Origin of the sequence: Ectothiorhodospira sp. 9100 (assembly GCF_022227565.1) — a bacterium.
GTDB classification, from domain to species: domain Bacteria; phylum Pseudomonadota; class Gammaproteobacteria; order Ectothiorhodospirales; family Ectothiorhodospiraceae; genus Ectothiorhodospira; species Ectothiorhodospira marina.
The window spans coordinates 48,361-72,321 of the sequence record NZ_JAJNAN010000006.1; the positions used below are offsets into that span (position 1 = coordinate 48,361).

Sequence of the window (23,961 nt, forward strand, 5' to 3'; positions counted from 1 at the left end):
GATAATAACTTCATTTGAAACAATGAAGTGCATGTTCTTTCTTCGGCGGTGCCGGAAATCCGGCGTCCCGGGCTGCAGGGTTTTGCCGCCGTGCGTCAGAATCCCGTGATGCCTGAGAGCGATCCGGACTGATACACTCCGCCACCATGCTCCGATTCGATCATCTCACCCTGCGCCGCGGCACCAAGGTCCTTTTCGAGGATGCCGATCTCACCATCCACCCCGGCTGGCGGGTGGGCCTCACGGGCGCCAATGGCACCGGTAAGTCCAGCCTGTTCGCCTTGCTGCAGGGGGAACTGGGGGCCGACCAGGGTGAGTGTTCCCTGCCATCGGACTGGGTGATCGCCCACGTGGCCCAGGAGGTGGAGGCCAGCGAGCGCTCCGCCCTGGACTATGTCATGGATGGGGATGAAGAGTTGCGCCGCCTGCAGGCGGCCGTGGCCGAGGCAGAGGCGGCCCGGAACGACAGTGACCTGGGTGAGTTGCATGCCCGACTGGATGCCATCGACGCCTGGACCGCCGAGAGCCGTGCCGGGCGGTTGCTGCACGGCCTGGGGTTCAAGCCAGGACAGGAGGTGGCGCCCATGGCGTCGTTCTCCGGTGGCTGGCGCATGCGCCTGAACCTGGCTAAGGCCCTGATGTGCCGCTCCGACCTGCTGCTGCTGGATGAGCCCACCAACCATCTGGACCTGGAAGCGGTGCTCTGGCTGGAGCAGTGGCTGGGGGGGTATCCGGGGACTCTGCTGCTCATTTCTCACGATCGGGACTTCCTTGACCGGGTGGTGACCCACGTGGCCCATATCGAACGGGGCGGCATGACCCTGTACACCGGCAACTACTCCGCCTTTGAGCAGGTCCGCGCCGAGACCCTGGCCCTGCAGCAGGCCCAGCACGAGCGTCAGCAGCGGGAGATCGCCCACATGGAGCGCTTCGTGGAGCGTTTCAGGGCCAAGGCCACCAAGGCCCGCCAGGCCCAGAGCCGTCTCAAGGCCCTGGAGCGCATGACCCGGGTGGCGCCCGCCCATGCGGATTCCCCCTTTCGCTTCAGCTTTCGGGCCCCGCGGCGCTTGCCGGATCCTCTGCTCAAGCTGGATAAGGCCTGTGCTGGTTACGGAGATCCAGCCGTGCTGCAGGGGGTGGAGCTGTCCCTGCATCCTGGCGAGCGCCTGGGGTTGCTGGGCCCCAACGGGGCTGGCAAGTCCACCCTGATCCGGCTTATGGCCGGGACGCTGATGCCGCTGGCCGGCGACCGGGAGCCGGCGCCGGATCTGAAGGTGGGCTATTTTGCTCAGCATCAGCTGGAGCAACTGGACAGCCAAGCCAGTCCGCTGCTGCATCTGCAGCGCCTGGATGAGAAGGCCCGGGAGCAGGAGTTACGGGATTTTCTGGGGGGCTTTGGTTTCCATGGCGATCAGGCCCTGGACCCGGTGGGGCCATTCTCCGGTGGCGAGAAGGCCCGGCTGGTGCTGGGGCTGCTGGTGTATCAGCGCCCGAATCTGTTGTTGCTGGACGAACCCACCAACCACCTGGACATGGACATGCGCTACGCCCTGGAGCAGGCCCTGCAGGGGTTCGAGGGGGCGCTGGTGCTGGTGTCCCATGACCGTCACATGCTGCGCAGCGTCTGCGATGAGCTGCTGCTGGTGGCCGACGGGCAGGCGGTGGAATTCGACGGTGATCTGGAGGATTACCGGGCCTGGCTGGCGGCCCGGGAGAAGGCCGCCGATGCGGCCCGGGATATGAACCGGGACGTGGGAGAGCAGAGCGCCGCCTCCCGCAAGGCTCGGCGCCGGGACGAGGCGGAGCAGCGACGCCGACAAAAGCCCCTCAGGGACAAGGTGGCCAAGCTGGAAAAGGCCCATGCCCGTCTGGAGGAGGAACGCACCTCACTGGAGGCGGAACTGGCCGACCCCAGCCTGTACGAGGCCGACGGAAAGGCCCGACTCCAGGAGTTGCTGGGGCGTCAGGCCCAGGTCAACCGGGAGTTGGAGGATGTGGAGGGGCAGTGGATGGAGGCTTGCGAGACCCTGGAGCAGGCCGACTGATCCCCGTTACCCCTCCTCAGGCACCCCGCAGCGCCCAAAGAACTGATAGTGGTCAAAGGCCTCGGCGATGCCACCCGCATGGGTGGCATCGGAGAAATACACCCGCTTGAAGCCATACAGCCGCTCCAGCTCTTGCTGGTGATTGCCCACCACCACCCCCAGGGTGCTGCCGCGGAGCATGTCCTCGTCGTTGCCCGAATCCCCGGCCACCAGCACCCGCTCCAGCGGAATGCCCCACTTGTCGGCGAAATAACGTACCGCGAACCCCTTGGAGGCCCGCGACGGTAACAGGTCCAGGTAATGGTCGTGGGAATAGATGATGTTGGCGTGCAGATCCTTCTGGTGCAGCAGACGCTCGATCTCCTTCATGGAGGGGGACAGGCTGGGGTCCACGAAGAAACTGATCTTGTGGCGGCGCTGATCCACCTTGGGCTGCAACTGGATGCCCGGCAGTTCCAGCAGGGCCTCGCGCAGTGCCTCCGGTTGCCAGCGGTAATCGATGTGCCGGGCCCAACCTTCGTCCTTGGTCATCTCCGGGCCATAGTGGATCTCCGAGCCCACCGAGGTGATCATCAGGTCCGGCGTGGGTACGCCCCATTCCTTGAGGATGTCGATGGCCGAATCCAGGCGCCGGCCGGTGGCAATACCGAAGGCCACGTCGCGACCTTCGTCCTTGAGTCGGTGCAGCATGGCGCGCAGCCCGGCCTTGTCCCCGAGCAGGGTGTTGTCGATATCCGAGATCAGGGCCCGATCGGCCTTGGCCAGCTTGCCGGACAGGCGCTGCTGGCCCCGACGGCTGCGGCTGGCCTCGCGGCGCAGGCTCTTGATGCGCTTGACATAGTTCTGGGCATGGCCCTCCCAGGCATAGTGCTTGCGAACCCCCTTGAGACCGCGATCCGAGAGCTTCTTCCAGCGCTCGGCATCGCTGAGGATGTCGAAGATGGCCTGGCTCATGCCGGCCGCATCCAGGGGGTCCACCAGCACCCCGTTCTGGCAGTAGCGCAGGATGTCCCGGGGGCCGCCATCATCGGTGGCCACAAAGGGCGCGCCGCTGGCGGAGGCCTCGATCAGGGTGAGGCCGAAGGGCTCGGTCAGTGCCGGATTCACGAAGACACCCCGGGTGCGGGTGACCAGACGGTACAGGTCCGGCACGTCATCGGCGCTGTGGTACTTGGGATAGGCCACGGAACCGTACAGGTCGTGATCGTCGATGAGCATGAGTACTTCGGTGAGCACGTCCCGGGCGCCCCGGTCCAGTTCACGGATGCTGTCCCGGTTGCCGGCGACGATCACCAGGTTGGCCAACTCCCGCAACTCCGGGTGTTCGGCGAAGGCCTTCACCAGGGTGGGGATGTTCTTGCGCTCGTCGGGGCGTGACAACGCCATGACCATGGGCTTGTCCGGCTTTTTCAGGAATCGGGCCAGGGTCTTGTAAATGGGCGGTCGCGGTGAGCGGGCCTTGGGAGGATGAAAACGCCGCAGATCGGTACCCGGTGGGATCACCACCATGCGCTCGGGCTGGTAGTGATCGTAGGAGGCATACTGCTCCTCCACCTCCTGCTGGGTGCTGGCGATCACCATGTAGGCGTTGCCCAGCGCCTCCTCCTCGGCCTCGATGCGCCGGCTGATGCTGTAGCGGGATTCGATCTCCTTCTCGCTGGCCCCCTTGGCCAATAGACGTTCCCGCTTGACCCGGCCCAGGGAGTGTCCGGTCTGCACCAGGGGTACGCCCATCAGGTTGGCCACCCGCACCGCCACATGGCCGGCATCGGCGTAGTGGCCGTGTACCACGTCCGGCAACAGGCCCACGCTCCGGATGTGCTTGATGGCGTTGTCGGCAAAGCAGTCCAGATAGGGCCAGAGCTTCTCCTTACGCAGGTAGCGCCGCGGGCCGCAGTCCAGACGGACGATGCGCACGCCTTCGCCCAGATCCTCCTCCGGCTGAGCGTAATCATCCGAGACCCGGCTATCCACCACCCGGCGGGTAAGCAGATCCACCCGGCCCACCTCCGGGTGGCCGCCCAGAGCCCGGGCCATTTCCACCACATACTTGATCTGACCGCCGGTATCCGCGTCCCGGCCCAGTTCCAGGTTCTCGCCACGCACCAGGCCATGGACGCTCACCAGAACGATATACAAACCCTCGCCTTGGGTTGCCTTGCTTTGGGTCTTTTTCATGCCTTCTCAAATCCCTTCAGACTCAATACGTCCAGAGTGGACGGATCATCGATGAACTTATGGGTGAGGATCAGCGCGGTGGCGGACCAGGTCTGGTTGTAATTGGCGCGACGCCCGATCAGTCGACCGTTGCGGCCATCGTAATACTCGGGCCAGCCGTTGGCGGCCAGGCGTCGAGTGGCCGCTTCCCGCGCCCGCAGGGCCAGGTCGCCGCGACCGGCATGCAGTGCCGCCGCCGTGAAGGCCCAGAGCAGGGCGGGCCAGTTGCCGCCATTGTGATACGACCAGGGGATGTTCTTGGGGTCCGAGCCGGTCTTGAGGCGCCATTCCTCGCCCTGCATGGCGGGAAAGCACAACTTCACCGGCATCATGCCCATCAGGTCATCCCAGCGCTGGTCATACAGGTGCATCACTCGCCTGGACTGCGATTCATCGGCAAGCCCGAACAGCACCGACAGCAGGTTGCCCAGGGCAAAGAAGCGAAAATCCATGCGCCCCGGGCCCAGGTTACCCACCAGGTAGCCTGCATCCAGGGGCAGCCAGTCGCTCACCCAGTCGGGGATGCTCTCCGGATGAATGTTCAGGGCGTTTTCCGAGTCGTAGCCGAAGATCTCGGTCCGGAAGCGGTGGATGCGGTTGAGCCGATCATCATCCAGCCAGTAATAATGACGCACATAATCCACCAATTGTTCCAGACGTTTGGTGGATTGTTCGCGCACGCCCTGGTTGTCGGGTTCGGTGTCATCCAGCATGGCCAGCGCAGCCTTGAGGGCCCCGAAGAACAGCGACTGGATCTCCAGGGGGTGTCCATATACGCCCATGCGCCGATCCACCATGAACGAGCCATCGGGCACCAGCAGGGTGGGGAAGATCTCGAAGCGATCCTGCAGGCAGATGTTCAGGATCATGCGGATACCCCGCTGACACTCGCGCGAGCGGGTGAAGGCGGTATCCCCGGAAACCCGTTCATAGGCTACCAGCAGGATCAGCCACCACATCATGGAGTCCACCGGGGCCACCCGGCCGATGGCGCGGTCGCCAAAGTCGGTGTGGATCTCTTCCTGGCCCTGCTCATTGCACAGCACGCGGAAGCTGGCGGGCATCACCTTGGCCACGGCCCGGTGTCCTTCCACCTCCTCCTGCTGGTCACGCAGCTTGAGCACCAGGGAAAGGAAGTTGCGCACGATGTCACCGCGGCCATCCAGCAGAAACACCAGCGCCGAGGGGACAAAGTCGCGCACAAAGCAGTCCGAGTAATTGTCCGCTGGTGCATGGGAGTCGAGGCTGGCAATGGTGCCCACGACATCCCCCCGGTGATACACCAGGGAGGCCTCGAGCAGCCGGTAGGCGGAGCGGATGGGGTCGGTCAAGCGCGAAGATCCTCGGTGGCGTGGGGGGGGGGAGGTGAGGTTTACGTGGGCACCACCGGTCGGGGCGGAGGGGAGCCGGGCCGGGCAAACAGATAACCCTGAACATAGTCCACGGCATGGGCCTTGAGCCACTGCCATTCGGCCTTTTCCTCCACCCCCTCGGCAATGGTCGTGATGCCCAGGTCGTGGGCCATCTCGATGAGTTTGGCGAGCACCTTCTGCTTGAAGGCATCCTGATCCACCTGGCTCACCAGGGCCCGGTCGAATTTCACGAAGTCGGGTTTCAGTTCCGAAAGCAGGTTCAGTGAGGCATAACCGGCCCCCAGGTCGTCCAGGGCCACCTGGAAACCGGCCTCGCGGTAGAAGTCCACGATGCGCCGCAGGTGCCCCGAGTCACTCACCTCTTCCGATTCCACCACCTCGAACACCAGTCGATCGGCGTCGGCCCCCAGGCGCTCCACTTCGTCCAGGGTAGTCTTCAGGCAATAGGTGGGATCGTAGATGGTGGTGGGATTGAAGTTGATGAACACCCGCCCATCAAAACCGTGCCCCACGGCCTGGCGGATGGCATTGACGCGCGCCGCACGATCCAGCTGGAACATCATCCGGGAGGCGCGGGCCTGGCCAAAGAGTCGGTCCGGGAAGACCAGGCTCCGATCTTCGTCGGACAGATAGCCCCGCACCAGGGCTTCATGGGCGAAAATATGTGCCGGATCCTGGCAATGGACAATGGGCTGGAAGTGGAAGATGAAGCGTTCCGCCTCGATCAGGTCGGCCAGCCAGCCGCTGCCCGCGCGGGCCAGCAGGGTCATCAGGCTTTGGGTGTGTGGCAGGGTGGCCAGGGTGAAGGCCTCGCCCTCGGGGAGGAACACGGCGCGGCAATCGATGATCTCTGCCTCGCTCAGGTGTTGGCGCAAGGTGGCGTCCATGGCCCCGGGGCCGCCGGTGGACACAGGGACTTCCAGCACCCCGGGGTGGGTTTCTCTGGCCGGAACCCCCAGGCCATTCAACTGCCGTTTGAGGGCCTTGAGGGTGTGAGACAAAAAGGGGGCCAGGAACAGGCTGCCCGGGCCCTGGGAACTGCGTTCAATGACCTGGCAATCTACACATCTCATTCTGTTCATTCCCCCTGGGCGGTATTCTCCTGGAGCCTTTGCCGACCAGAATGGTCCAATGCCCTGAAGGCATGCCCCATGATGCCGTGAGCTGTTCATGCTCCGAGGGGATCATACCCGATCCATTGTCAGCGTTGAAAATATGAGGTGTTTCATGACGCGGAAGATCAGTCAATCCGATGCCCAGTGGCGGGAAACGCTCAGCCCGGAGGCCTACCGGGTGACCCGCAAGGCGGGCACCGAGCCGCCATTCACCGGTGAGTATTACGACCACAAGGAGCCAGGCCTGTACCGCTGCATCTGTTGCGGTGCGCCGTTGTTCTCCAGTGAGCACAAGTATGATTCGGGCAGCGGTTGGCCCAGTTACTGGCAGCCAGTGGACGAGCAGGCGGTGACCGAGCATACCGACCGCAGCCTGCTGATGAAGCGGGTGGAGGTGCGCTGCGCCTCCTGTGACGCCCACTTGGGGCACGTATTCAACGACGGGCCCCATCCCACCGGGCTGCGCTACTGCATCAATTCCGCCGCCCTGGATTTCGAGTCGTCGGAGACGAAAAGTCCAGATCCGGACCGCGCGGGATGATGCCACTGGGGTTCAGGTGCTTGTGGCTGCCATAGTAGTGGGTCTTGATGTGGTCCATGTTCACCGTGGCGGCCACACCCGGCACCTGGTAGAGCTCGCGGGTGTATTCCCACAGGTGGGGGTAGTCGATGAGGCGGCGGCGGTTGCACTTGAAGTGGCTGTAGTACACGGCGTCGAAACGCACCAAGGTGGTGAACAGTCGCCAGTCCGCTTCGGTGATCTGGTCTCCGGCGAGATACGGCTGTCGGGATAGACGCTCCTCCACCCAGTCCAGGGTGTCGAACAGCTTCTCGTAGTTCCGCTCGTAGGCCGTCTGCTCGGTGGCAAAGCCGCAGCGGTAGACACCGTTGTTCAGGTTTTCGTAGATGCGCTCGTTGACCAGGTCGATCTCCCCGCGCAGGTCCTTTGGATAGTAATCCGAACGCCGGTCGATGAAGGCGTCGAAGGCGCTGTTGAACATGCGGATGATCTCCGCCGATTCGTTGTTGACGATGGTGCGGCGCTTCTTGTCCCAGAGGGTGGGCACCGTGATGATCCCGGTGTATTCCGGGTCCGCCAGGGTGTAGGCCTGATGAAGAAATTCGAGGCCGTTCACTTGGTCGGGGGTGCTGCCCGGGTAGGGATGAAAGTTCCAGCCCTCGTCCAGCATGTAGGGATTCACCACGGACACGCTGATCAGATCCCCCAGCCCCTTGAGGGCCCGGAAGATCAGGGTGCGATGGGCCCAGGGGCAGGCCAGGCAGACATACAGATGATAGCGGTCCGGTTCGGCGGCAAAGCCCCCCTCGCCGCTGGGCCCGGGGGCCCCGTCCGGGGTGATCCAGTGACGGAACTGGGAGTCCTGACGGATGAATTCGCCATCCTCGGTCTCTGCGGCCAGCCAGTCGCTGCGCAACTGGCCCTTGATGAGCAGACTCATGATGCCTCCCTGGGCAATGGTGGACCGGTCTGAGCCCCGAACCGTGGCGATCCGCTGGCCCCGGCCCATGGGTATCATCCCATGAGACCGGGATGCAGCAACAATCGTTCACCGTCCGCGTGAAGCGGCAGCCCCGACCGAAGCTTTCGTACGTGCGAAGCGGCAGCCCCGGCGGTGGGGCATCGTCGGGGCTGATGGCTGGCACATGCCCCCGTAGGGGCCGTTCGCGAACGGCCCGTGCGGTGTCTCTGAAATCGATGGCCTGTCGGGTGAGTGGGGGGGTATCCGCAGCCCCGGCGGGGCGCTTCCCGAAGCGCCCGTACGGGTGAAGCGGCGGCCCCAAGCAAAGCGCCCGACCGGGTGAGGCGGCGTCCCCAACCGAAGCTTTCGTACGTGCGAAGCGGCAGCCCCGGCGGTGGGGCATCGTCGGGGCTGATGGCTGGCACATGCCCCCGTAGGGGCCGTTCGCGAACGGCCCGTGCGGTGTCTCTGAAATCGATGGCCTGTCGGGTGGAGGTAGGGGCATCGGCAGCGGATGGGCTTTACCCCGGATTTTCTGGTAAAACGAGGGCGACTGCACAGGAGACCCGGTATTGTCCTTTCCGACGCTGCGCAAGGCGATTCTCGGCCCCACTGGCCTGATTGGCGTGTTGTTGCTGGCCGTGCTGGCGGGCAGCTTCAGCGATGCCCTGCGCCCCCTGGATGAAGGCCTGCGCAGTCTGGCCACCCGGCTGGTGCCGGACATGCGCCCCGGTGTGCCGGTCACCCTGATCGAGATTCACGACGCCGCTCAGGCTCAGGATCGGGCCCGGCTGGCCCGTGCCGTGGAGCGCCTGGATGCCATGGGAGCGGCGGCCATCGGACTGCATCTGCCCCTGGATCACCCCCATACGCCGCCCCGCCTGGAGTCCTGGCTGGGCCAGGCCCGGAACTCTCTGGGGCCTGAGGTGGCCGAGTCCTGGCGCCGTGAACTGGATACCGATGATCGCCTGGCCCAGGCCCTGGCGGGACAGGGCCGCAGCGTGCTGGCCGCGCCGCTGGCCATGGGTGCCGGGCCGGTCCCGGTGCCTCATCCCGATGCCCTTATGAATGAGGATCGCTCGGCCAGAGCCTGGTACGACTGGGCCGTCTTCCGCCCCTTGTTTCGACCCGCCGAGCCACCCGATCACCATCTGACCGTACACTGGCCCACCCAGGCCCTGGCAACTGCCGGCCTGCCCGCCGCCACCGCCACACCGGATCGTCCCCGTCCCCTGGCCCCTGGGGTGGTGCCGGTAGGGGAGGGCTATCTGGCCGGTTTTGCCCTGCCGCTGGCGGCCGCCGTCCAGGGCGCCGCCCCGGATGAGATTGTCGTGGAACCGGGCCGTGGCGTGCGCCTGGGGGAGGCCCGGATCACCCTGGGGCCGGATCGTGGCCTGGGCGTGATTCCACCCCGGAGTGATCCGCGCGGGCGGCAGGTGGATGCCCACCCCCTGGACACCCTCATGGCCGGGGATCTGGGCAACAGCCAGATCCAGGGTCGTGCGGTGATCCTGGGTATGGCAGAGGGCACGGGTCAGCCACTCATGTCCCACGCCGGGCTCACCCTGCCCCAGGCCACCTGGAGTGCCTGGGCCACGGCCGCCCTGTTGGAAGGTCATCGGGTGGGCATGGGCGGTTGGTTCTATGGGGCCGAGCGCCTGCTGATCATCCTGGCGGCCCTGTACCTGCTGTGGCTGCCTGCGCGGCTGCACCTGTCCACCACGGGGGCATTGATCAGCGGCGTGACGGTATTTGTGCTGCTGAACCTGTCCATCGGGCTGGTGCTGGTCCTGCAATGGTGGCTGCCCGTGGTGCTGCCGGCCCTGGTGATTGCCCTGGGGCATCCCTTGCTGGCGTTGCGCTGCTGGCTGCTGAATCGCCTGGAAGCGGATCGCCGCGAGGCCTCCGAGGCCTGGCTGCAGCTGGGCATTGGCCAGCAGGGACAGGGACATCTGGAACCGGCCTTCGAGGCCTACAGCCACTGCCGCATGGACAGTGACACCCTGTTTGCCCAGCTGTATCAACTGGGGCGTGACCTGGAGCGTCGACGCCAGTACGGGCGTGCCGTGGAGGTGTTCCGATTCCTGCAGGCGCGGCATCCGGCGTTTCGTGACACTACCCAGCGCCTGGAACGGCTCAAGCCCTTCGTGGGCAGTCGTCAGCCCCGGCTGGGAGAGATGCAGCGCATGGGTGGGGGCAAGGAGTTGGCTGTGGACGACGACAGCCTGGAAAAGCCCATGATCGGACGCTACAACGTGGAGCGCCAGTTGGGGCGGGGCTCCATGGGCATTGTTTATCTGGGTGTGGACCCCCACATCCAGCGCAAGGTGGCCATCAAGACCCTGGCCCTGAACCGGGAGTTCGAACCGGAACTCCTGGAACAGGCCAAATGGCGATTCTTCCGGGAGGCCGAGGCCTCAGGGCGACTCAATCACCGCAATATCGTCACCATCTACGATGTGGGCGAGGAGCACGACCTGGCCTTCATTGCCATGGACTACCTGCAGGGTGTGCCCCTGGATCAGTTCACCCAGCCCCCGACCCTGCTGCCCATCACCGAGGTGCTGGAGGTCTGCGCCCAGGTGGCCGATGCCCTGGACTATGCTCATCAGCAGGAGGTGATCCACCGGGACATCAAGCCGGCCAACGTGATCTACGACCAGGGCAAGGGCCTGGTAAAGATCACGGATTTTGGCATCGCCAGCGTGACCGATCACAACAAGACCCGCACCGGCACCATCCTGGGCACGCCGGCCTTCATGTCGCCGGAACAGGTGGCCGGAAAGCCGGTGGACAGTCGCACCGATCTATTCTCGCTAGGCGTGATGCTTTACCAGATGCTCAGCGGCCAGTTGCCCTTCACCGCCGACACCATGGCCGGTCTGGTCTATCAGATCACCCAGACCCATCCCGCCGAGATCACCGACCTGCGCCCGGAATTGGGCCCCCTGGTGGGGGTGATCGTCACCAAGAGCCTGCAGAAAGACCCGGCCAAACGCTATCAGACCGGCGGCGAGATGGCCCGCGCCCTGCGCGGCTGCATCGAAGCCTTCCGGCGCATGCCCAGGCCGGGGCAGTTCAGTGGGACGGCATCGGATTATTATCATGACCATTGATGGGGGCTGGATCCACGGCTCGGGTCGTTCGCGAACGACCCGTACAGGGCTCCTCGGGCCTTTGTCGGGCACTGGCCATTCGTAGGGGCGCTTCGGGAAGCGCCCGGCCAGGCCTTTGGGAGCCCTCGGGCCTATCGGTTCAACTGTGGGAACGGGCAGCCCTAGGGGTCGTTCGCGAACGACCCGTACAGGATTCCTCGGGCCTTTGTCGGGCACTGGCCATTCGTAGGGGCGCTTCGGGAAGCGCCCGGCCAGGCCTTTGGGAGCCCTCGGGCCTATCGGTTCAACTGTGGGAACGGGCAGCCCCAGGGGTCGTTCGCGAACGACCCGTACAGGTAACGACCCGTACAGGTTGGGTGGGATTATTTGCCGGACTACTCCGCCACCCTCACCCCATCATTCACTCGCTCGCCCGGATGGGTGATCACCTGCTCCCCGGGCGTCAGGCCCGACTCGATCTGGGTGCGCAGGCCGCTGCGACGACCCGTTTCCACGGGGCGCAGATGTGCCCGCCCGTCCTCCACCACGAAGACCGCCCAGCGATCCTGATCCCGGAACAGGGCGCTGGTGGGGATGTGCACCACATCCTCCCCCTCCCACAGCACGAACCGGACCTCCACCCGGTAACCATCCCCCAGGTGTGCCCAGGCCTCCCGGGGTGAGGTGATCCGCGACCACACCCACACCCGCTGCTCCTCCACCCCCAGGGTCGACACCTTCTCGAATCCTGCCGGCTCCACCCGTCTGACCCGGGCCTCCAGTTCATTGCCGCCGCCCCAACGCTCCAGTATCACCCGCATCCCCGGCCGCACGCGCACGGCTTCCAGGGACAGGAGATCCACCCTCACTTCCAGATCGTCCAGGTTGCCCAGCTCCAGAATGGCCTCCCCCGCCTGGACCGGCCCCTCGTCGCGCCGATGGCGCCGGGTGATGACGCCGTCGATGGGGGCCTCCAGGGCAAGGGCAGGGATTGCCTCGTCGGCCCGCTGGCCATCGATAATCTCCAGTGGCAGCCGGGCCGAGGCCAGGTCGAAGCGGGCCACATCCACCGCATATCGGGCGGCCTGTTCTGCGGCCCGGGTGGCATCCCGCCGGGCGCGGCGGCGGTCCCGTTCCTCGGAGGAGATCAGAGCCCGCTGGTGCAAGTGTTCGGACCGTTCGTATTCCACCTGTGCCAGCTCATGCTCAGTGGCGCGGGCCTCCCGGTTGGCCTGGGCAGCCTCCAGGCGCGCCCGCGCCGCCGCCACCGCCTCGCGGGCCTGCTCCCGGGCGCGAGGGTCCAAAGCAGGTGCCGGGGCGGGTTCGATCTGGAACAGGGGCATGCCCGCCTGCACGGCATCGCCCGGCTCCAGGGTGACCCGTCTCAGGTAGCCGTGGATCGGGGCGGTCACGGTGAAGGGTTCGCGCAGGCGGGTGCGGCCCTCGTCCTCGATCACCTCGGCGAAATGGCCTTGCTGGACCTGGCTGGTGCTGACCGGGATCGGCGATGGCATCAGAGCCAGGGTCAGCAGGAGCAGGAGGGCGGCGGCTGCGAGGATGGTGAGGAGCTTTTTTTTCCAGGTCATGCTGGCTTACCTTTGACGGTCTGGCGGCCCATTGTCTTGCGGGGGCTCCGTTTGCCCCTCATCCCCGGCCCTTCTCCCCAGAGGGGAGAAGGAAGCTAACTTTCCCCTCTCCCAAAGGGGAGGAAGGAGCTACCTTGCCCCTCTCCCAAAGGGGAGGAAGGAGCTACCTTGCCCCTCTCCCAAAGGGGAGGAAGGAGCTGCCTTGCCCCTCTCCCAAAGGGGAGGAAGGAGCTGCCTTGCCCCTCTCCCCAAGGGGGAGAGGGGTTGGGGTGAGGGGGAAGCGGCGGGCACCATGCTTCCAACCCCTCACTCTGCCGTCTTCAACGCCGACACCATATCCAGTCGCCTGAGCCGCCGCGCGATCAACAACAGAGACAGCACCGAGGCCAGCAGCACGCCGCCGGCGGAGAAGGCATAACTGCGGGGCGTGATGATCATCGGCACCCGGTACATGTCCATGGTCATGGCCTCATTGAGCAGATAGGCGAATCCCGCCCCCAGCAGCCAGCCCAGCGGGATGGCTGCCAGGGTGATCACGCTGATCTCGCCGATGAGGATCCAGCTGACCTCACCCCGACTGAAGCCCAGCACCCTCAGGGTGGCCAGTTCCCGCGCCCGCTCGGCGAAGGCGATGCGGGCATTGTTATAGACCACCGCAAAGGTGATGGATCCGGCCATGAGCAGCAGGATGCCCATGGTCACCAGTACCGTATCACCGATGTATTCCCGGAACTGACGCTCCACATCATCGATCTGACCGATGCCGGCCACCCGTGGGGCCTCCCAGAGCCGATCGAACAGATCCGCTTGATACGCCGTGTCGGCGAGCAGCCAGGCGCCGCTGATGGCCGGGCCCTCGCCCATGAGCCGGTTCAGGGCCCGACGTTCCATGTAGGCGCTCACGCCGATGGGCTCATCCACTGTGCCGGCCACCTCCACCCTCAGGGTGCGCCGGTGCCCCTCCAGGATCTCCACGTCCAGGGTGTCGCCCGGATGCACGCCCAGGTACTGGGCCAGATAATCGGTGAGCAACAGGCCCTCGGGTGGCAGGCGGATGGGGCGATGGTCCTGGTCCAGCAGACCGCGCAGGGCGGGCTCGGCCTCCATGCCCATGATGGCGGTGCGATAGTCCAGCCGGCCATGGGTGAGATGCACGGGCACACTGCGATAGCCCTCGGCGAAGCTCACCCCCGGCATCGATCGCAGTTCCGCCAGGGCCCGTTCCGGTGTGGGATCGGTGAAGGTGACATGGAGATCCATCTTCATCACCAGCCGGTATTGCAGATCCAGCAGATGATCCACCGCATTGAACTGGTAACTGCCCAACAGCAGCAGGCTGCCGGAGAGGCCGATGCCCACCATGGACATCAGCCCCTTGAGTCGATGGCGGGAGAGGTTGCGGATGATGATGCGGGTGGGCTGATCCAGGCGCCGACCCAGGGCGGAACGTTCCAGCCAGGAGGGCCGAAAGCGCTCCGGGGCCGGTGGGCGCATGGCCTGGGCCGGAGGCAGGCGTACTGCCGCGCTTACCGCGTGCCAGGTGCCCAGCAGGGCAGCGCCGGACGAGATCATGAAGGCCAGGGCCAGGATGCGCGGCTGCAGCCGGAAACTGAGCTCCGGAAAGCGGAAGTATTCCGCGTAGATCCCGGCCATGCCCTCCGCAGCCCAGGCGCCCAGGGCCACGCCCAAGGCGCCGCCGCCGGCCACGATGACGCCAGTGAACAGGCCGTAATGGATCGCCAGGTCCCGGTTGTCATAGCCAAAGGCCTTGAGCAGGGCCACCTGCTGGCGCTGGGTGCGGATGATGCGGGCCATGAGCACGTTGAGCAGAAAGGCCGCCACCCCCAGGAAGATGGCGGGCAGCACCCAGGCCATCACCCGCAGCTGGTTCAGCTCCTCCGTCAGAAAGCGATGCGAGATCTGATCATCGCGCCCGGTGGCGCCGATGCCGCCGTACAGGGCGAGGGCCTGGTCCACCGCATCGATCACCTGGGCCTCCTGGGCCCCGGCCTGCAGGCTGAGCACCACGTTGTTGAAGGCCCCGTCCATGTCCATGGCATGGCCCAGGGCGCGACGGTTCATCCACAACACCGTGAAGCGGGCATGGTCGGGCAGCAGATCCGCCGGCCCCAGTTGATAGATGAACTCGGGGGAGAGCGCCACGCCGCTGATGGTGAGTCGCTCCAGGCGGCCATCAATGATCGCGGTGAGGGTGTCCCCCGGTGTCAGGTCATGGGCCTGGGCGAAGGGCTCGCCGATCACCACCTGGTCGTCCCGGCCGGACGCGGGCAGCGACCCCTGGCGCAGGTACAGCCGGTTCAGTTGGGGCTGTTCGCCATCGGGCAGCGAGATCAGCAAGCCCCGCACCGGGTCGTCGAAACCGGGCACCTCCTGGCGCACCGGGGCCTTCACCCGGGTCTGCACCTGGTTGATCCCGGGGATGTCGGCAAGCCGCCCGGCCACCCCCTCCGGGGCCCGTTTCAGATCAGCGAACACCTGGGCGAAGTGATGGCTGTCGTAGAAGCGGCCTTTCGACAGGGAGATGGCATCGTGGGTGGTGACCGACAGGATGAGTACCATCACCCCGGCGGCGATCACCACCCCGATGGCCGCCGCCTGACCCTTGAGGCGGGCCAGATCCCGGAGAAGTTTGCGGTGCAGTGGGGCCATCACAGTGGGGCCCTCACCAGGAGAGCTGCGCCGGGGATTTGCGCTGCGGGTTGTCGGTCACCTCCTGCACCCGCCCATCCGCCAAACGAATCACCCGGTCGGCCATCTCGCCGATCACGGCATTATGGGTGATCACGGCCGTGGTGGTCCCCAGTTCATCATTGATATCCTGCAAGACCTGCAGCACCCGGATGCCGGTGGTGGAGTCCAGGGCGCCGGTGGGCTCATCGCAGAGCAGCACATCGGGGCGCTTGGCCACCGCCCGGGCAATGGCCACCCGCTGCTGCTCCCCACCGGAGAGCTGGGAGGGAAAGTGATCCAGCCGTGAAGACAACCCCACCATCTCCAGAGCCGCCTCGGGCGTCATGGGATCGTGGGCAATCTCGGTGACAATCGCCACATTCTCCCGGGCGGTGAGGCTGGAGATGAGGTTGTAGAATTGAAAGACGAAGCCCACGTGATGGCGACGAAACCGGGTGAGGCGCTTCTCGGTGGCGTTGACCAGGTCCTGATCCCGGTAGCGCACCTCGCCGCTGGAGGCGGTATCCAGGCCGCCCAGGATGTTCAGCAGGGTGGATTTGCCGGAGCCTGAGGCGCCGAGCATCACGACCAGCTCGCCCGCGTAAAGAGACAGGTCCACCCCGCGCAGGGCGTGGATCTCCACCTCTCCCATGACGTAGGTCTTGGTCAGGTGGCGGGTGAAAAAAACCGTCTCGTGGGCATCGGCATGACTGGGCACACGCTATTCCCTTGAAACCAAAGGGCCATGGACGCAGTATGCGATGCACGCATGAGCGCCACAAGCCACCGATTATCGCCCATGGGTGCCCGGATGGCCCTCCGGGTGAAACCACCCCCCCATGTAACGGAGATCACTGTGAATTCATCGAAACCGGAAACCGTCAACACCGGCATCCAGGGCCTGGATTTCGTGCTGCAGGGGGGGTTGCCCCGCGGCCGACCCTCCCTGATACGGGGCGGTCCGGGCACGGGCAAGACGGTGATCTCCCTGACATTCCTGTGCCATGGCATCAGCCAGGGCGAACCCGGGGTGCTGGTCACCTTCGACGAAGATCCCGAGGCCCTGCTGCATCATGCCCAGGGGTTCGGCTTTCCCGCCGACACCTACGTGAAGGAGGGTCGCCTGCGCATCCTCGACATGCGCCCCGACCAGAGCGAGTCGGCCGGGGAGGGGATCGAGCTCACCGCCATCCTCACCCGCATCGAATACGCCCTGAAGCAGACCGGTGCCGAGCGCCTGGTGCTGGATGCCATCGATGGCATGGAGGGGGCCTTCCTCGGACAGTCCGGGCTGCGCAAGGAGCTCAATCGCGTCTTTGATTGGGTGCGTGATCAGCGGGTTACCACGTTGATCACCACCGGTGAGCTGGAGAACTTCAGCACCCGCTTTGGCCTGGAGGATTACATCGCCGACTGCGTGATTGCCCTCAAGCAGGAGGTGCAGCACCGGGTGATGACCCGTCTGTTGCGTGTGGTGAAGCGTCGTGGTGGCCCCCACAGCGCCGGGGAGTTCCCCTTCCTGCTGGATTCCCGGGGCATCTTCATGGTGCCGGTGAGCGGTGCGGCGCTGGACGCCCGTGTTTCCAGTGAGCGCATTTCCTCGGGGGTGCCCGGGCTGGACGAGATGCTCGGCGGTGAGGGGCCCTACAAGGGGTCCACCATCCTGCTGTCCGGACAGGCCGGCACCGGCAAGACCAGCCTGGCCTCGGCCTTCGCCCAGGCAGCGTGCCGGCGTGGCGAGAAGGTGTTGTACATCAGTTTTGAAGAGAGCGTGGATGAACTGGTGCGCAATCAGAGCAGCATCGGTGGCAACCTGGCCCATCATGCCGGCCCGGAGGGCGGGCATCGCCTGATCATGGAGCCGGTGCGCGCCATCGAGATGGGGCTGGAAGAGCACCTGATGCGCATCATGCGCTCCGTGACTCATCACCATCCCGACCTGGTGTTGCTCGACCCTGTCAGCAGTTTCACCAACCGACATGAAGGAGACTGTGCCAAGGAGATGCTTCTCAGGCTCATGTACCTGCTCAAGGAGCAGCGAGTCACCACGGTGGCCACGGAGTTGCTGAGCGACTCCAGTGGCGGAGTGAGTCACCTGGATGTGTCATCCATGATCGATGTATGGATCAAGCTGCGCCGTCACGAGGGCAACGGTGAACTGAACCGCTTGATCAACGTGATCAAGGCGCGGGGGCTGGCCATCTCCAACCAGGTGAAGGAATTCCGCATGACGGATGCGGGCATGACGATCGAGGCGCCCTACATTGGCGAAAGCGGCATTGTCTATGGCACGGCCCGGCATGCTCGCCAGGAGGAGGACGATCAGATCATTGCCCAGTTGCAGCAGGAATTGGGCCAGGCCCAGCGTCTGCGCGAGGAGATGGAGGAGACCAACGCGGCCCGCGAACGCCTGGCCCGTGCTGAGCGCGAAGCCAAGGCGGTGGAACTGGATCGTCAGGTGATGGAACTGGAGCGGCGCTTGGCATCCATCGAGGGTGCCCGCTCGGCCATCCGCAGGAGTCGCCAATGACGCAGTACCTGCTCAGGCTCTACATCGCCGGCATGACCCCGGCCGCCCGACGCGCCATCGAGAACCTGGAAGCGTTGACGGCGGACATGGCGACTCAGGACCAGGAACTGCAGGTGGAGGTGGTGGACATCCTCGAGCGCCCGCAACTGGCGGAGGATGAGCGCATCCTCGCCACCCCGGTGGTGGTACGCAAACTGCCGCTCCCGGTGCGGCGGGTGGTGGGGGATCTGTCCGAACGGGAGCGGGTGCTGGTGGGGTTGGATATTCTGGAGCGGTAAGGGCCTTTTACTGGGCAAAATAGCGCCGCAGATACTCCCCGAACTCCACCTCATCCTCCGCCTCCATGTCTCGCTGCTGCTCCAGCGACTCGCGGGCCTGTGCCTCCAACTCCGCCTCCCTGGTAGCCTCCAGCCGTGCATCCCGGAAACACGCTGCGTGTTCCCGGGACATGCGCTTGGCGAAGTGATGGAACCCCTCCTCATTGTCCATCATCCGCGCCAGCATCTGCGCCGACGGGGTCAGGTCCGCGTCGTCCACCTTGGCCTTCTGGTGCGCCAGAGAGGCCGTGTAGGGCTTGAGTGGATCCTCGCCATCCAGGATTTCACACAGCGGTTCCATGGCCTGAAGCACCTCTTCCGCCCAGTAACGCAGCGAGATCGATTCGCCATCACGCATCAGCTTGAGGGACGGATCCCGGCCCCGATGCGCGGTGGCACCCTGGTTGTGATCAATGGCGAATCGCTCCAGTTCACTGATGGGCGGGCTCTCGTTGAGCAGGGCAAAGATCATCAGGGCCTCCAGGAAATGCAGCTGGGACTCGCCCACCCCCAGGGGTTCAAAGGCGTTGATGTCCACCGAACGCAACTCCACATAGGCCACCCCGCCCCGGCGCAGGGCCGCCGTGGGTTTCTCGTTGCCCTGGGTGATGGGTTTGGGCCGCACGGTACTGTAGTACTCGTTCTCGATCTGCAGGATGTTGGCATTGAGCTGACGGTATTCCCCGTCCACCACCACGCCCAGGCGTTCGTACTCCGGCGAGGGCGTGGCGATGGCGCGGGCCAGGCTGCGCACGTAGCCATCCAGGCAGTCGTAGTTGGCCTTGATGCCACTCTCTTCTTCCTTGCGATTCTGATAGCCGATGTCGCCCATGCGCAGGCTGGTGGCGTAGGGCTCGTAATAGGTGCTCTCGTCAAACTCCGCCAGAGTGGTGGGCTTGCCAGCCAGAAAGGACTTGCACACCGCCGGCGAGGCGCCGAACAGGTAAGGCACCAGCCAGCCCAGGCGCTGCAGGTTGCGCAGCATGCCAAAGTAGATCTCATCCCGAAACGCGCGCGGCTCGCCACCGTCACCCAGGGTCTTCTGATACGCCGGCCAGAAGGCCTCGCTCATGGAGAAATTGAAGTGCACTCCGGCGATCACCTGCATCAGTCGTCCATAGCGCAGCCCCAGGCCCAGGCGATAGACGGTCTTCATGCGTCCCGCGTTGGAGTGTCCGTACCGGGCCACGGGGATCCCGCGCTCGCCCTCCAGCACACAGGGCATGCTGGTGGCCCAGAGCAGTTCCTCGCCAATGCGCGGGTAGGTGAAGGCATGCAGGTCGCGCATGAAGTCCAGGGCTTCCCGGGCGCTGGGGCAGGGCGGTGTGATGAACTCCAGCAGGGCCTCGGAATAGTCCGTGGTGATCCAGGGGTGGGTGAGGGCTGAGCCCAGGGCGTCAGGATGCGGGGTCTGGGCGATGCCGCCGTCGGCACGCACGCGCAGGCTCTCCTTTTCCAGGCCGATCAGACCACTGCGCAGGGTATGTGCCTGTCCGCAGGACAGGAGGCGCTCCAGGCGGGCTTCGTAGGATGCGTACAACGTGGCGGATCCTTCGTCTTTAAATGGGCTTTTATGGATGCTTGTGCCCTCAAGAATACTGCATGGCGCCGTGCCTGTGGGCCGCGCCCCATGACATGCCGCCGCATCTGGCTGATAATGCCCCCAGACTCAAGCCCGCGCCGACCCACTCCATGGCCTCCCTGCTCCGCGCCTGGCAACGCCGCCGGGCGCTCGCCCGCGATCCGATTCCGCCCGCCCTGTGGCAACAGGGGGTGAATGCCCTGCTGCTCCTGGATGGCCTGGACGCCCCCGCCCTGGAGCGGTTGCGGCGCCTGGTGGTGCCCTTTCTGGCAGAAAAGCGTCTCTACGGGGCCCATGGTCTGGAAGTGAATCCGGCCATGGCCCTGAACATCGCCCTGCAGGCCTGCCTGCCCATCCTGGAACTGGGCCTGGACTGGTACGATGAATGGACCACCGTCGTCGTCTACGAGGATGACTTTCTCCCCCGTCACGAGGTGATGGATGAGATGGGCATCCTGCACGTGGAGGACATGCCCTACAGCGGCGAGGCCTGGGAACGCGGCCCGGTGCTGTTATCCTGGGGGGGCATGGCCCGCGGTGAAGCCCTGGCCATCCATGAATTCACGCATACGCTGGACATGCGTAATGGTGCGGCCAACGGCATGCCGCCCCTGAATCGGGAAATGCGGGTGCAGGACTGGACCCGGATCATGACGGCGGCCTACGATGACCTGAGTCGGCGTCTGGACCTGGAACAACCCTGCGATTTTGACCCCTACGCCGTAACGGATCCCGGAGAGTTTTTTGCCGTGATGAGTGAGTATTTTTTTGCCCAGCCCCGGGTGCTTCAGCGGGGCTATCCGGATGTGTATGCACAGTTTCGCCAGTTCTACCGCCAGGACCCGGCAGAGCGTCGAATGTTGAGGGCGCCCATGCCCATCAGGAGTGACAGATGAGCCAGCTTCGTGATCAACTCCTCAAGGCCGGCCTGGTCACCGAGGAACAGGCCAAACAGGCTGAGGAGGTACAGACGCGGCCGCCCCGTGCCCGGGAAGGACGCCCACCCCGGGGGGGTGGCAAGGGCCGGGCGGACAACCGCAAGGGGGGCGCGGCTCGCGCCAGGAAGGCCCGCCCCCAGAGTGACGCCGACAAGCCCCGTCGCGCGCCTGGCCGCGGAGCCCGGCCAAAGCCAGCCGCCAAGCCCGCCAGGCCCGACAATGGTCAGCCCACCCCGCAGGCCCGCGCCCTCAAGCAGGAGCTCAGGGCGTTGATTGCCGCCCAGCGTGTCAATCAGGACCAGGCGGAACTGCCCTATCATTTTCAGGTGGGTCAGACCATCAAGCATCTGTACGTCACCGAACAGCAGCAGACGCAGCTGGCCGAAGGGCAACTGTGCATCGCCTTTTTGGATGGACGACGCCATCTGCTGCCCGCGGCCATCGGGCGTGACATTCTTGCCCGGGATGCGACTCGGACCGTTGTGTTCCCCGGTGAGCCCGAAGCGCCCGGCCCGGATCCGGCGTAGGTCCGGATCCGCGTCACCTGCCCTGTCGAACCTGACCCCCTTCTCCGGAGACAACACCCCCATGAAGACACGCAGATACCTCCTGATGGCATTGACCATGCTCCTGCTTGCAGGCGCGCCGATGGGTGCGTGGGCGGCTGCCCCAGCCGCGGATAAGGGCGAAACCTATCCCGGCTATATCGCCCTGGAGCCCCCCCTGGTGGTCAACCTGGACAACCCGCGCCGAGCGCAGTTTCTGCAGATCAAGGCCCAGTTCTACGTGGAGACCGCCGCCGAAGCGGAACAGGTGCAGCGGCACATGCCGGTACTGCGTGACCGCATGATCACCTACTTTGGCGGCCGGGATCCAGAGAAAGTACGGGGCGCGCAGGAGCGCGAGCGGATGCGTGGCGAGGTGCTTGATCAGCTGCGCCAGGCCATGGAGGAGACAACCGGGGCCCCGTGCATCAGCAGCCTCTATTTCACCGGCTTCATCGTGCAGTGAGCCCGTCCCGTCGGGACGGGGCGGGTTCCCATCCGTTGAGCCGGGTCAGTGGCAAGGGGGATCGATTCCCCCTATGCTCCACTGAAAACCACACCAGCAGGGAGTCCATTCCGTCATGAGAAACAATCCACGTTCCTCCAGCGTTGTCGGTTCGGTGCTCATGCCCGGCATTCTGGCCCTGGCCTGCGCCTCGGGCACGGCCCTGGCTCATAATCACACCGAGCACGAACAAACCGCCGATGCCCACGGGGCCTCAGGGGAGACCATGCCCTCGGCGCCGGACCGGAACGCCGAGACAGCCCCGGCCATGGATGGGGCGCCTCATTCCAATTTCGAAGAACCCTCCGAGGCGATGCCGGCCGCGCGGGAGGATGCTCCTGGCGGGGATGCCCCGGCCCTGGATGAGCCCCCTGAAACCGCGTCTCCCGCCGAGGAACCGACCGAGCCGGCCCAGCCGGAAACTGCCGACGAAGTGCCTGAGTCGGCTCCAGAGCCGGGTCCGCGAGGGGATATATCCCGCGCCCAGTTCACCTCGGCCGTTGAGGATCGTGAACCCGTGGACACTCTGACCCGGGTGGATGCCGACACGGACCATGTTTACTTCTTCAGCGAGATCATGGATCACGAAGGGGGCGAGATCATCCACCGCTGGCGTTATCGGGACGACCAGGACATGGGGGAGGTCCGTTTCGATGTGGGTGGCCCCCGCTGGCGCGTCTGGTCCATGAAAACCCTGGACCCGGCCTGGACCGGCCCCTGGCGCGTGGAGGTGGTTACGCAGGACGGCGAGGTGCTGGACACCTATCGGTTTGAACTGAGGTGAGTGCAGTCATCAACCTGATCACCGGCTTTCTGGGGGCCGGCAAGACCACTGCCATCCTGCACCTGCTGGCCCACCGTCCGGCTCATGAGCGCTGGGCGGTGGTGGTCAACGAGTTCGGCGAGGTGGGCATCGACGGCGAAATCCTTGCCAATGCCGCTGGAGATGAAATCCGGGTGCGGGAGGTGTCGGGCGGCTGCATCTGCTGCACCGGGGCCATGAATCTGCGAGTGGCTCTCACCAGGATACTGCGTGAGATCCGCCCGGATCGGCTGCTGTTGGAGCCCACCGGCCTGGGGCATCCCACGGGCATCGTCGACACCCTGCGCGACCCCTGGCTGGCCTCCGCCGCCCGGTTGGGCAACATCACCTGCATCGTCGATCCGGCCGGTTTCACCCAGGAGCGTCTGGATCAATCACTGATCTACAAGGATCAACTCACCCTGGCCGATGTGGTGGTGATCAACAAGACCGATGTGGCGCCGCCTGATCGGCTGGCGGCGCTGGAGGCCTTCGTGGCCGGCCTATACCCGCCCAAGCAGGCCGTGGTGCGCACCACCCACGGGCAGATTGATCCGGCGCTGCTGGATCTGGAGGCTTCGGGGGTGAGCGGCACGAGCGGCGCCGGGGGGCAGGGTGTCTTCACGCGGGTGATGCCAGTAGTCACCCCTCAGTCTGGTACATCCACCGGATACAGTGCATCCAGTGCATCCGGTGCATCCGGTGCATTCAGTGCATCCGGTGCTTCCGGTGCTTCCGGTGACTTCAGTGCCTCCGGTGCACCTACTGTCTCTGCTTTGTCTTTGAGTGCCCCTAGCCAAGGCACTCAGGCGCCGGCGGCTGATACCGCCCGCGGCTGGCGATTTCCGCCTGAGGATCGTTTCGATCTGAAGGTGCTGGAGGGATTGTTCAGTGAGCCACCCTTCAGTGAGTTGGTGCGTGCCAAGGGTGTGCTGCGTACCGGTCGGGAGTGGTATCGCATCGACTGGGCCGAGGGCCGATTCTCCACTGCCCCCATCGCCTGGCGGCGGGACAGCCGGTTGGAGTTGATTGCCGATGAGGTGCTGGATTGGGAGGCGGTGGAGTCATTGTTGCTGCAGGCCCTCACCCCAACCCCTCTCCCGCAAGCGGGAGAGGGGCTTTGACTCCCTTCTCCCCCA

General features: G+C 65.2%; 18 protein-coding genes. 10 read left to right on the plus strand and 8 right to left on the minus strand.

Translation table 11 applies throughout. The features are described from left to right. Positions 1 to 146: 146 nt before the first annotated feature. Positions 147 to 2,045: an ATP-binding cassette domain-containing protein gene (locus tag LPW29_RS03445; RefSeq protein WP_238626872.1), complete on the plus strand. Its 1,899-nt coding sequence runs from the start codon at positions 147 to 149 to the stop codon at positions 2,043 to 2,045. A gap of 6 nt (positions 2,046 to 2,051) precedes the next feature. On the opposite strand, the gene LPW29_RS03450 is transcribed toward LPW29_RS03445, so the two are convergent. The 3 genes from LPW29_RS03450 to LPW29_RS03460 are packed head-to-tail and all read right to left on the minus strand — an operon-like array spanning position 2,052 to position 6,708. Beyond that, positions 2,052 to 4,223: an HAD-IIB family hydrolase gene (locus tag LPW29_RS03450; protein ID WP_238626874.1), complete on the minus strand. Its 2,172-nt coding sequence runs from the start codon at positions 4,221 to 4,223 to the stop codon at positions 2,052 to 2,054. Continuing rightward, positions 4,220 to 5,593, minus strand: coding sequence for a glycoside hydrolase 100 family protein (locus LPW29_RS03455; protein WP_238626876.1), 1,374 nt, complete (start codon positions 5,591 to 5,593; stop codon positions 4,220 to 4,222). The genes LPW29_RS03450 and LPW29_RS03455 overlap by 4 nt, the downstream gene beginning before the upstream one ends. 41 nt (positions 5,594 to 5,634) lie before the next feature. Next, positions 5,635 to 6,708, minus strand: a complete 1,074-nt coding sequence (locus LPW29_RS03460; RefSeq protein WP_238626878.1) for an EAL domain-containing protein — start codon at positions 6,706 to 6,708, stop codon at positions 5,635 to 5,637. Positions 6,709 to 6,862: 154 nt separating this feature from the next. Here LPW29_RS03460 and msrB point away from each other — a divergent pair, with 154 nt between their 5' ends. Further along, a complete protein-coding gene (gene msrB / locus LPW29_RS03465; RefSeq protein WP_238626880.1) occupies positions 6,863 to 7,291 on the plus strand; it encodes a peptide-methionine (R)-S-oxide reductase MsrB in 429 nt (142 codons plus the stop codon). On the opposite strand, the gene LPW29_RS03470 is transcribed toward msrB, so the two are convergent. After that, entirely contained in the window at positions 7,224 to 8,210 is a 987-nt protein-coding gene (locus LPW29_RS03470) for a glutathione S-transferase family protein (protein WP_238626882.1), read from the minus strand. The two genes, msrB and LPW29_RS03470, sit on opposite strands and share 68 nt — an antisense overlap. A gap of 593 nt (positions 8,211 to 8,803) precedes the next feature. Here LPW29_RS03470 and LPW29_RS03475 point away from each other — a divergent pair. Further along, positions 8,804 to 11,347 (plus strand): protein kinase domain-containing protein, encoded by a 2,544-nt coding sequence (locus LPW29_RS03475; protein WP_238626883.1) that lies wholly within the window; start codon positions 8,804 to 8,806, stop codon positions 11,345 to 11,347. 374 nt (positions 11,348 to 11,721) lie between these two features. Here the strand turns inward: LPW29_RS03475 and LPW29_RS03480 are convergent, their stop codons facing one another. The 3 genes from LPW29_RS03480 to LPW29_RS03490 form a co-directional block, all read right to left on the minus strand. Beyond that, positions 11,722 to 12,912: an efflux RND transporter periplasmic adaptor subunit gene (locus tag LPW29_RS03480; RefSeq protein ID WP_238626885.1), complete on the minus strand. Its 1,191-nt coding sequence runs from the start codon at positions 12,910 to 12,912 to the stop codon at positions 11,722 to 11,724. Positions 12,913 to 13,218: 306 nt separating this feature from the next. After that, a complete protein-coding gene (locus tag LPW29_RS03485; RefSeq protein WP_238626887.1) occupies positions 13,219 to 15,582 on the minus strand; it encodes an ABC transporter permease in 2,364 nt (787 codons plus the stop codon). Positions 15,583 to 15,595: 13 nt separating this feature from the next. Next, positions 15,596 to 16,255 (minus strand): ABC transporter ATP-binding protein, encoded by a 660-nt coding sequence (locus tag LPW29_RS03490; protein WP_238626913.1) that lies wholly within the window; start codon positions 16,253 to 16,255, stop codon positions 15,596 to 15,598. A 204-nt stretch (positions 16,256 to 16,459) separates the two neighbouring features. On the opposite strand from LPW29_RS03490, the gene kaiC reads away from it, so the two are divergent. Together kaiC and LPW29_RS03500 are read left to right on the plus strand one after the other, a co-directional pair. Continuing rightward, positions 16,460 to 18,133: a circadian clock protein KaiC gene (kaiC, locus tag LPW29_RS03495; protein WP_238626888.1), complete on the plus strand. Its 1,674-nt coding sequence runs from the start codon at positions 16,460 to 16,462 to the stop codon at positions 18,131 to 18,133. After that, positions 18,130 to 18,411, plus strand: a complete 282-nt coding sequence (locus tag LPW29_RS03500) for a circadian clock KaiB family protein (RefSeq protein ID WP_238626889.1) — start codon at positions 18,130 to 18,132, stop codon at positions 18,409 to 18,411. The genes kaiC and LPW29_RS03500 overlap by 4 nt, the downstream gene beginning before the upstream one ends. Positions 18,412 to 18,418: 7 nt before the next feature. Here LPW29_RS03500 and gshA read toward each other — a convergent pair whose 3' ends face one another. Next, positions 18,419 to 19,990, minus strand: a complete 1,572-nt coding sequence (gene gshA, locus LPW29_RS03505) for a glutamate--cysteine ligase (protein WP_238626890.1) — start codon at positions 19,988 to 19,990, stop codon at positions 18,419 to 18,421. A 62-nt stretch (positions 19,991 to 20,052) separates the two neighbouring features. On the opposite strand from gshA, the gene LPW29_RS03510 reads away from it, so the two are divergent. From LPW29_RS03510 to LPW29_RS03530, 5 genes are all read left to right on the plus strand, one after another. Further along, positions 20,053 to 20,928 (plus strand): M90 family metallopeptidase, encoded by an 876-nt coding sequence (locus tag LPW29_RS03510; protein WP_238626891.1) that lies wholly within the window; start codon positions 20,053 to 20,055, stop codon positions 20,926 to 20,928. Beyond that, positions 20,925 to 21,497, plus strand: a complete 573-nt coding sequence (locus tag LPW29_RS03515) for a DUF2058 family protein (protein WP_238626892.1) — start codon at positions 20,925 to 20,927, stop codon at positions 21,495 to 21,497. The genes LPW29_RS03510 and LPW29_RS03515 overlap by 4 nt, the downstream gene beginning before the upstream one ends. A gap of 61 nt (positions 21,498 to 21,558) precedes the next feature. Continuing rightward, entirely contained in the window at positions 21,559 to 21,981 is a 423-nt protein-coding gene (locus LPW29_RS03520; RefSeq protein WP_238626893.1) for a flagellar basal body-associated FliL family protein, read from the plus strand. A 115-nt stretch (positions 21,982 to 22,096) separates the two neighbouring features. Continuing rightward, positions 22,097 to 22,804, plus strand: a complete 708-nt coding sequence (locus tag LPW29_RS03525; protein WP_238626894.1) for a DUF2914 domain-containing protein — start codon at positions 22,097 to 22,099, stop codon at positions 22,802 to 22,804. Beyond that, a complete protein-coding gene (locus LPW29_RS03530; RefSeq protein WP_238626895.1) occupies positions 22,801 to 23,946 on the plus strand; it encodes a CobW family GTP-binding protein in 1,146 nt (381 codons plus the stop codon). Before LPW29_RS03525 ends, LPW29_RS03530 begins: the two co-directional genes overlap by 4 nt. Positions 23,947 to 23,961: the final 15 nt, after the last annotated feature.

What these genes read in the sequence shown, in the direction of transcription:
- LPW29_RS03470 (WP_238626882.1), bottom strand. Translation starts at nt 8,210, where the DNA reads ATGAGTCTGCTCATCAAGGGCCAGTTGCGCAGCGACTGGCTGGCCGCA.
- LPW29_RS03490 (WP_238626913.1), bottom strand. Translation starts at nt 16,255, where the DNA reads ATGGGAGAGGTGGAGATCCACGCCCTGCGCGGGGTGGACCTGTCTCTT.
- LPW29_RS03525 (WP_238626894.1), top strand. Translation starts at nt 22,097, where the DNA reads ATGAGAAACAATCCACGTTCCTCCAGCGTTGTCGGTTCGGTGCTCATG.
- msrB (WP_238626880.1), top strand. Translation starts at nt 6,863, where the DNA reads ATGACGCGGAAGATCAGTCAATCCGATGCCCAGTGGCGGGAAACGCTC.
- LPW29_RS03450 (WP_238626874.1), bottom strand. Translation starts at nt 4,223, where the DNA reads ATGAAAAAGACCCAAAGCAAGGCAACCCAAGGCGAGGGTTTGTATATC.
- LPW29_RS03515 (WP_238626892.1), top strand. Translation starts at nt 20,925, where the DNA reads ATGAGCCAGCTTCGTGATCAACTCCTCAAGGCCGGCCTGGTCACCGAG.
- LPW29_RS03510 (WP_238626891.1), top strand. Translation starts at nt 20,053, where the DNA reads ATGGCGCCGTGCCTGTGGGCCGCGCCCCATGACATGCCGCCGCATCTG.
- LPW29_RS03500 (WP_238626889.1), top strand. Translation starts at nt 18,130, where the DNA reads ATGACGCAGTACCTGCTCAGGCTCTACATCGCCGGCATGACCCCGGCC.
- LPW29_RS03485 (WP_238626887.1), bottom strand. Translation starts at nt 15,582, where the DNA reads ATGGCCCCACTGCACCGCAAACTTCTCCGGGATCTGGCCCGCCTCAAG.
- LPW29_RS03445 (WP_238626872.1), top strand. Translation starts at nt 147, where the DNA reads ATGCTCCGATTCGATCATCTCACCCTGCGCCGCGGCACCAAGGTCCTT.
- LPW29_RS03460 (WP_238626878.1), bottom strand. Translation starts at nt 6,708, where the DNA reads ATGAGATGTGTAGATTGCCAGGTCATTGAACGCAGTTCCCAGGGCCCG.
- LPW29_RS03520 (WP_238626893.1), top strand. Translation starts at nt 21,559, where the DNA reads ATGAAGACACGCAGATACCTCCTGATGGCATTGACCATGCTCCTGCTT.
- LPW29_RS03480 (WP_238626885.1), bottom strand. Translation starts at nt 12,912, where the DNA reads ATGACCTGGAAAAAAAAGCTCCTCACCATCCTCGCAGCCGCCGCCCTC.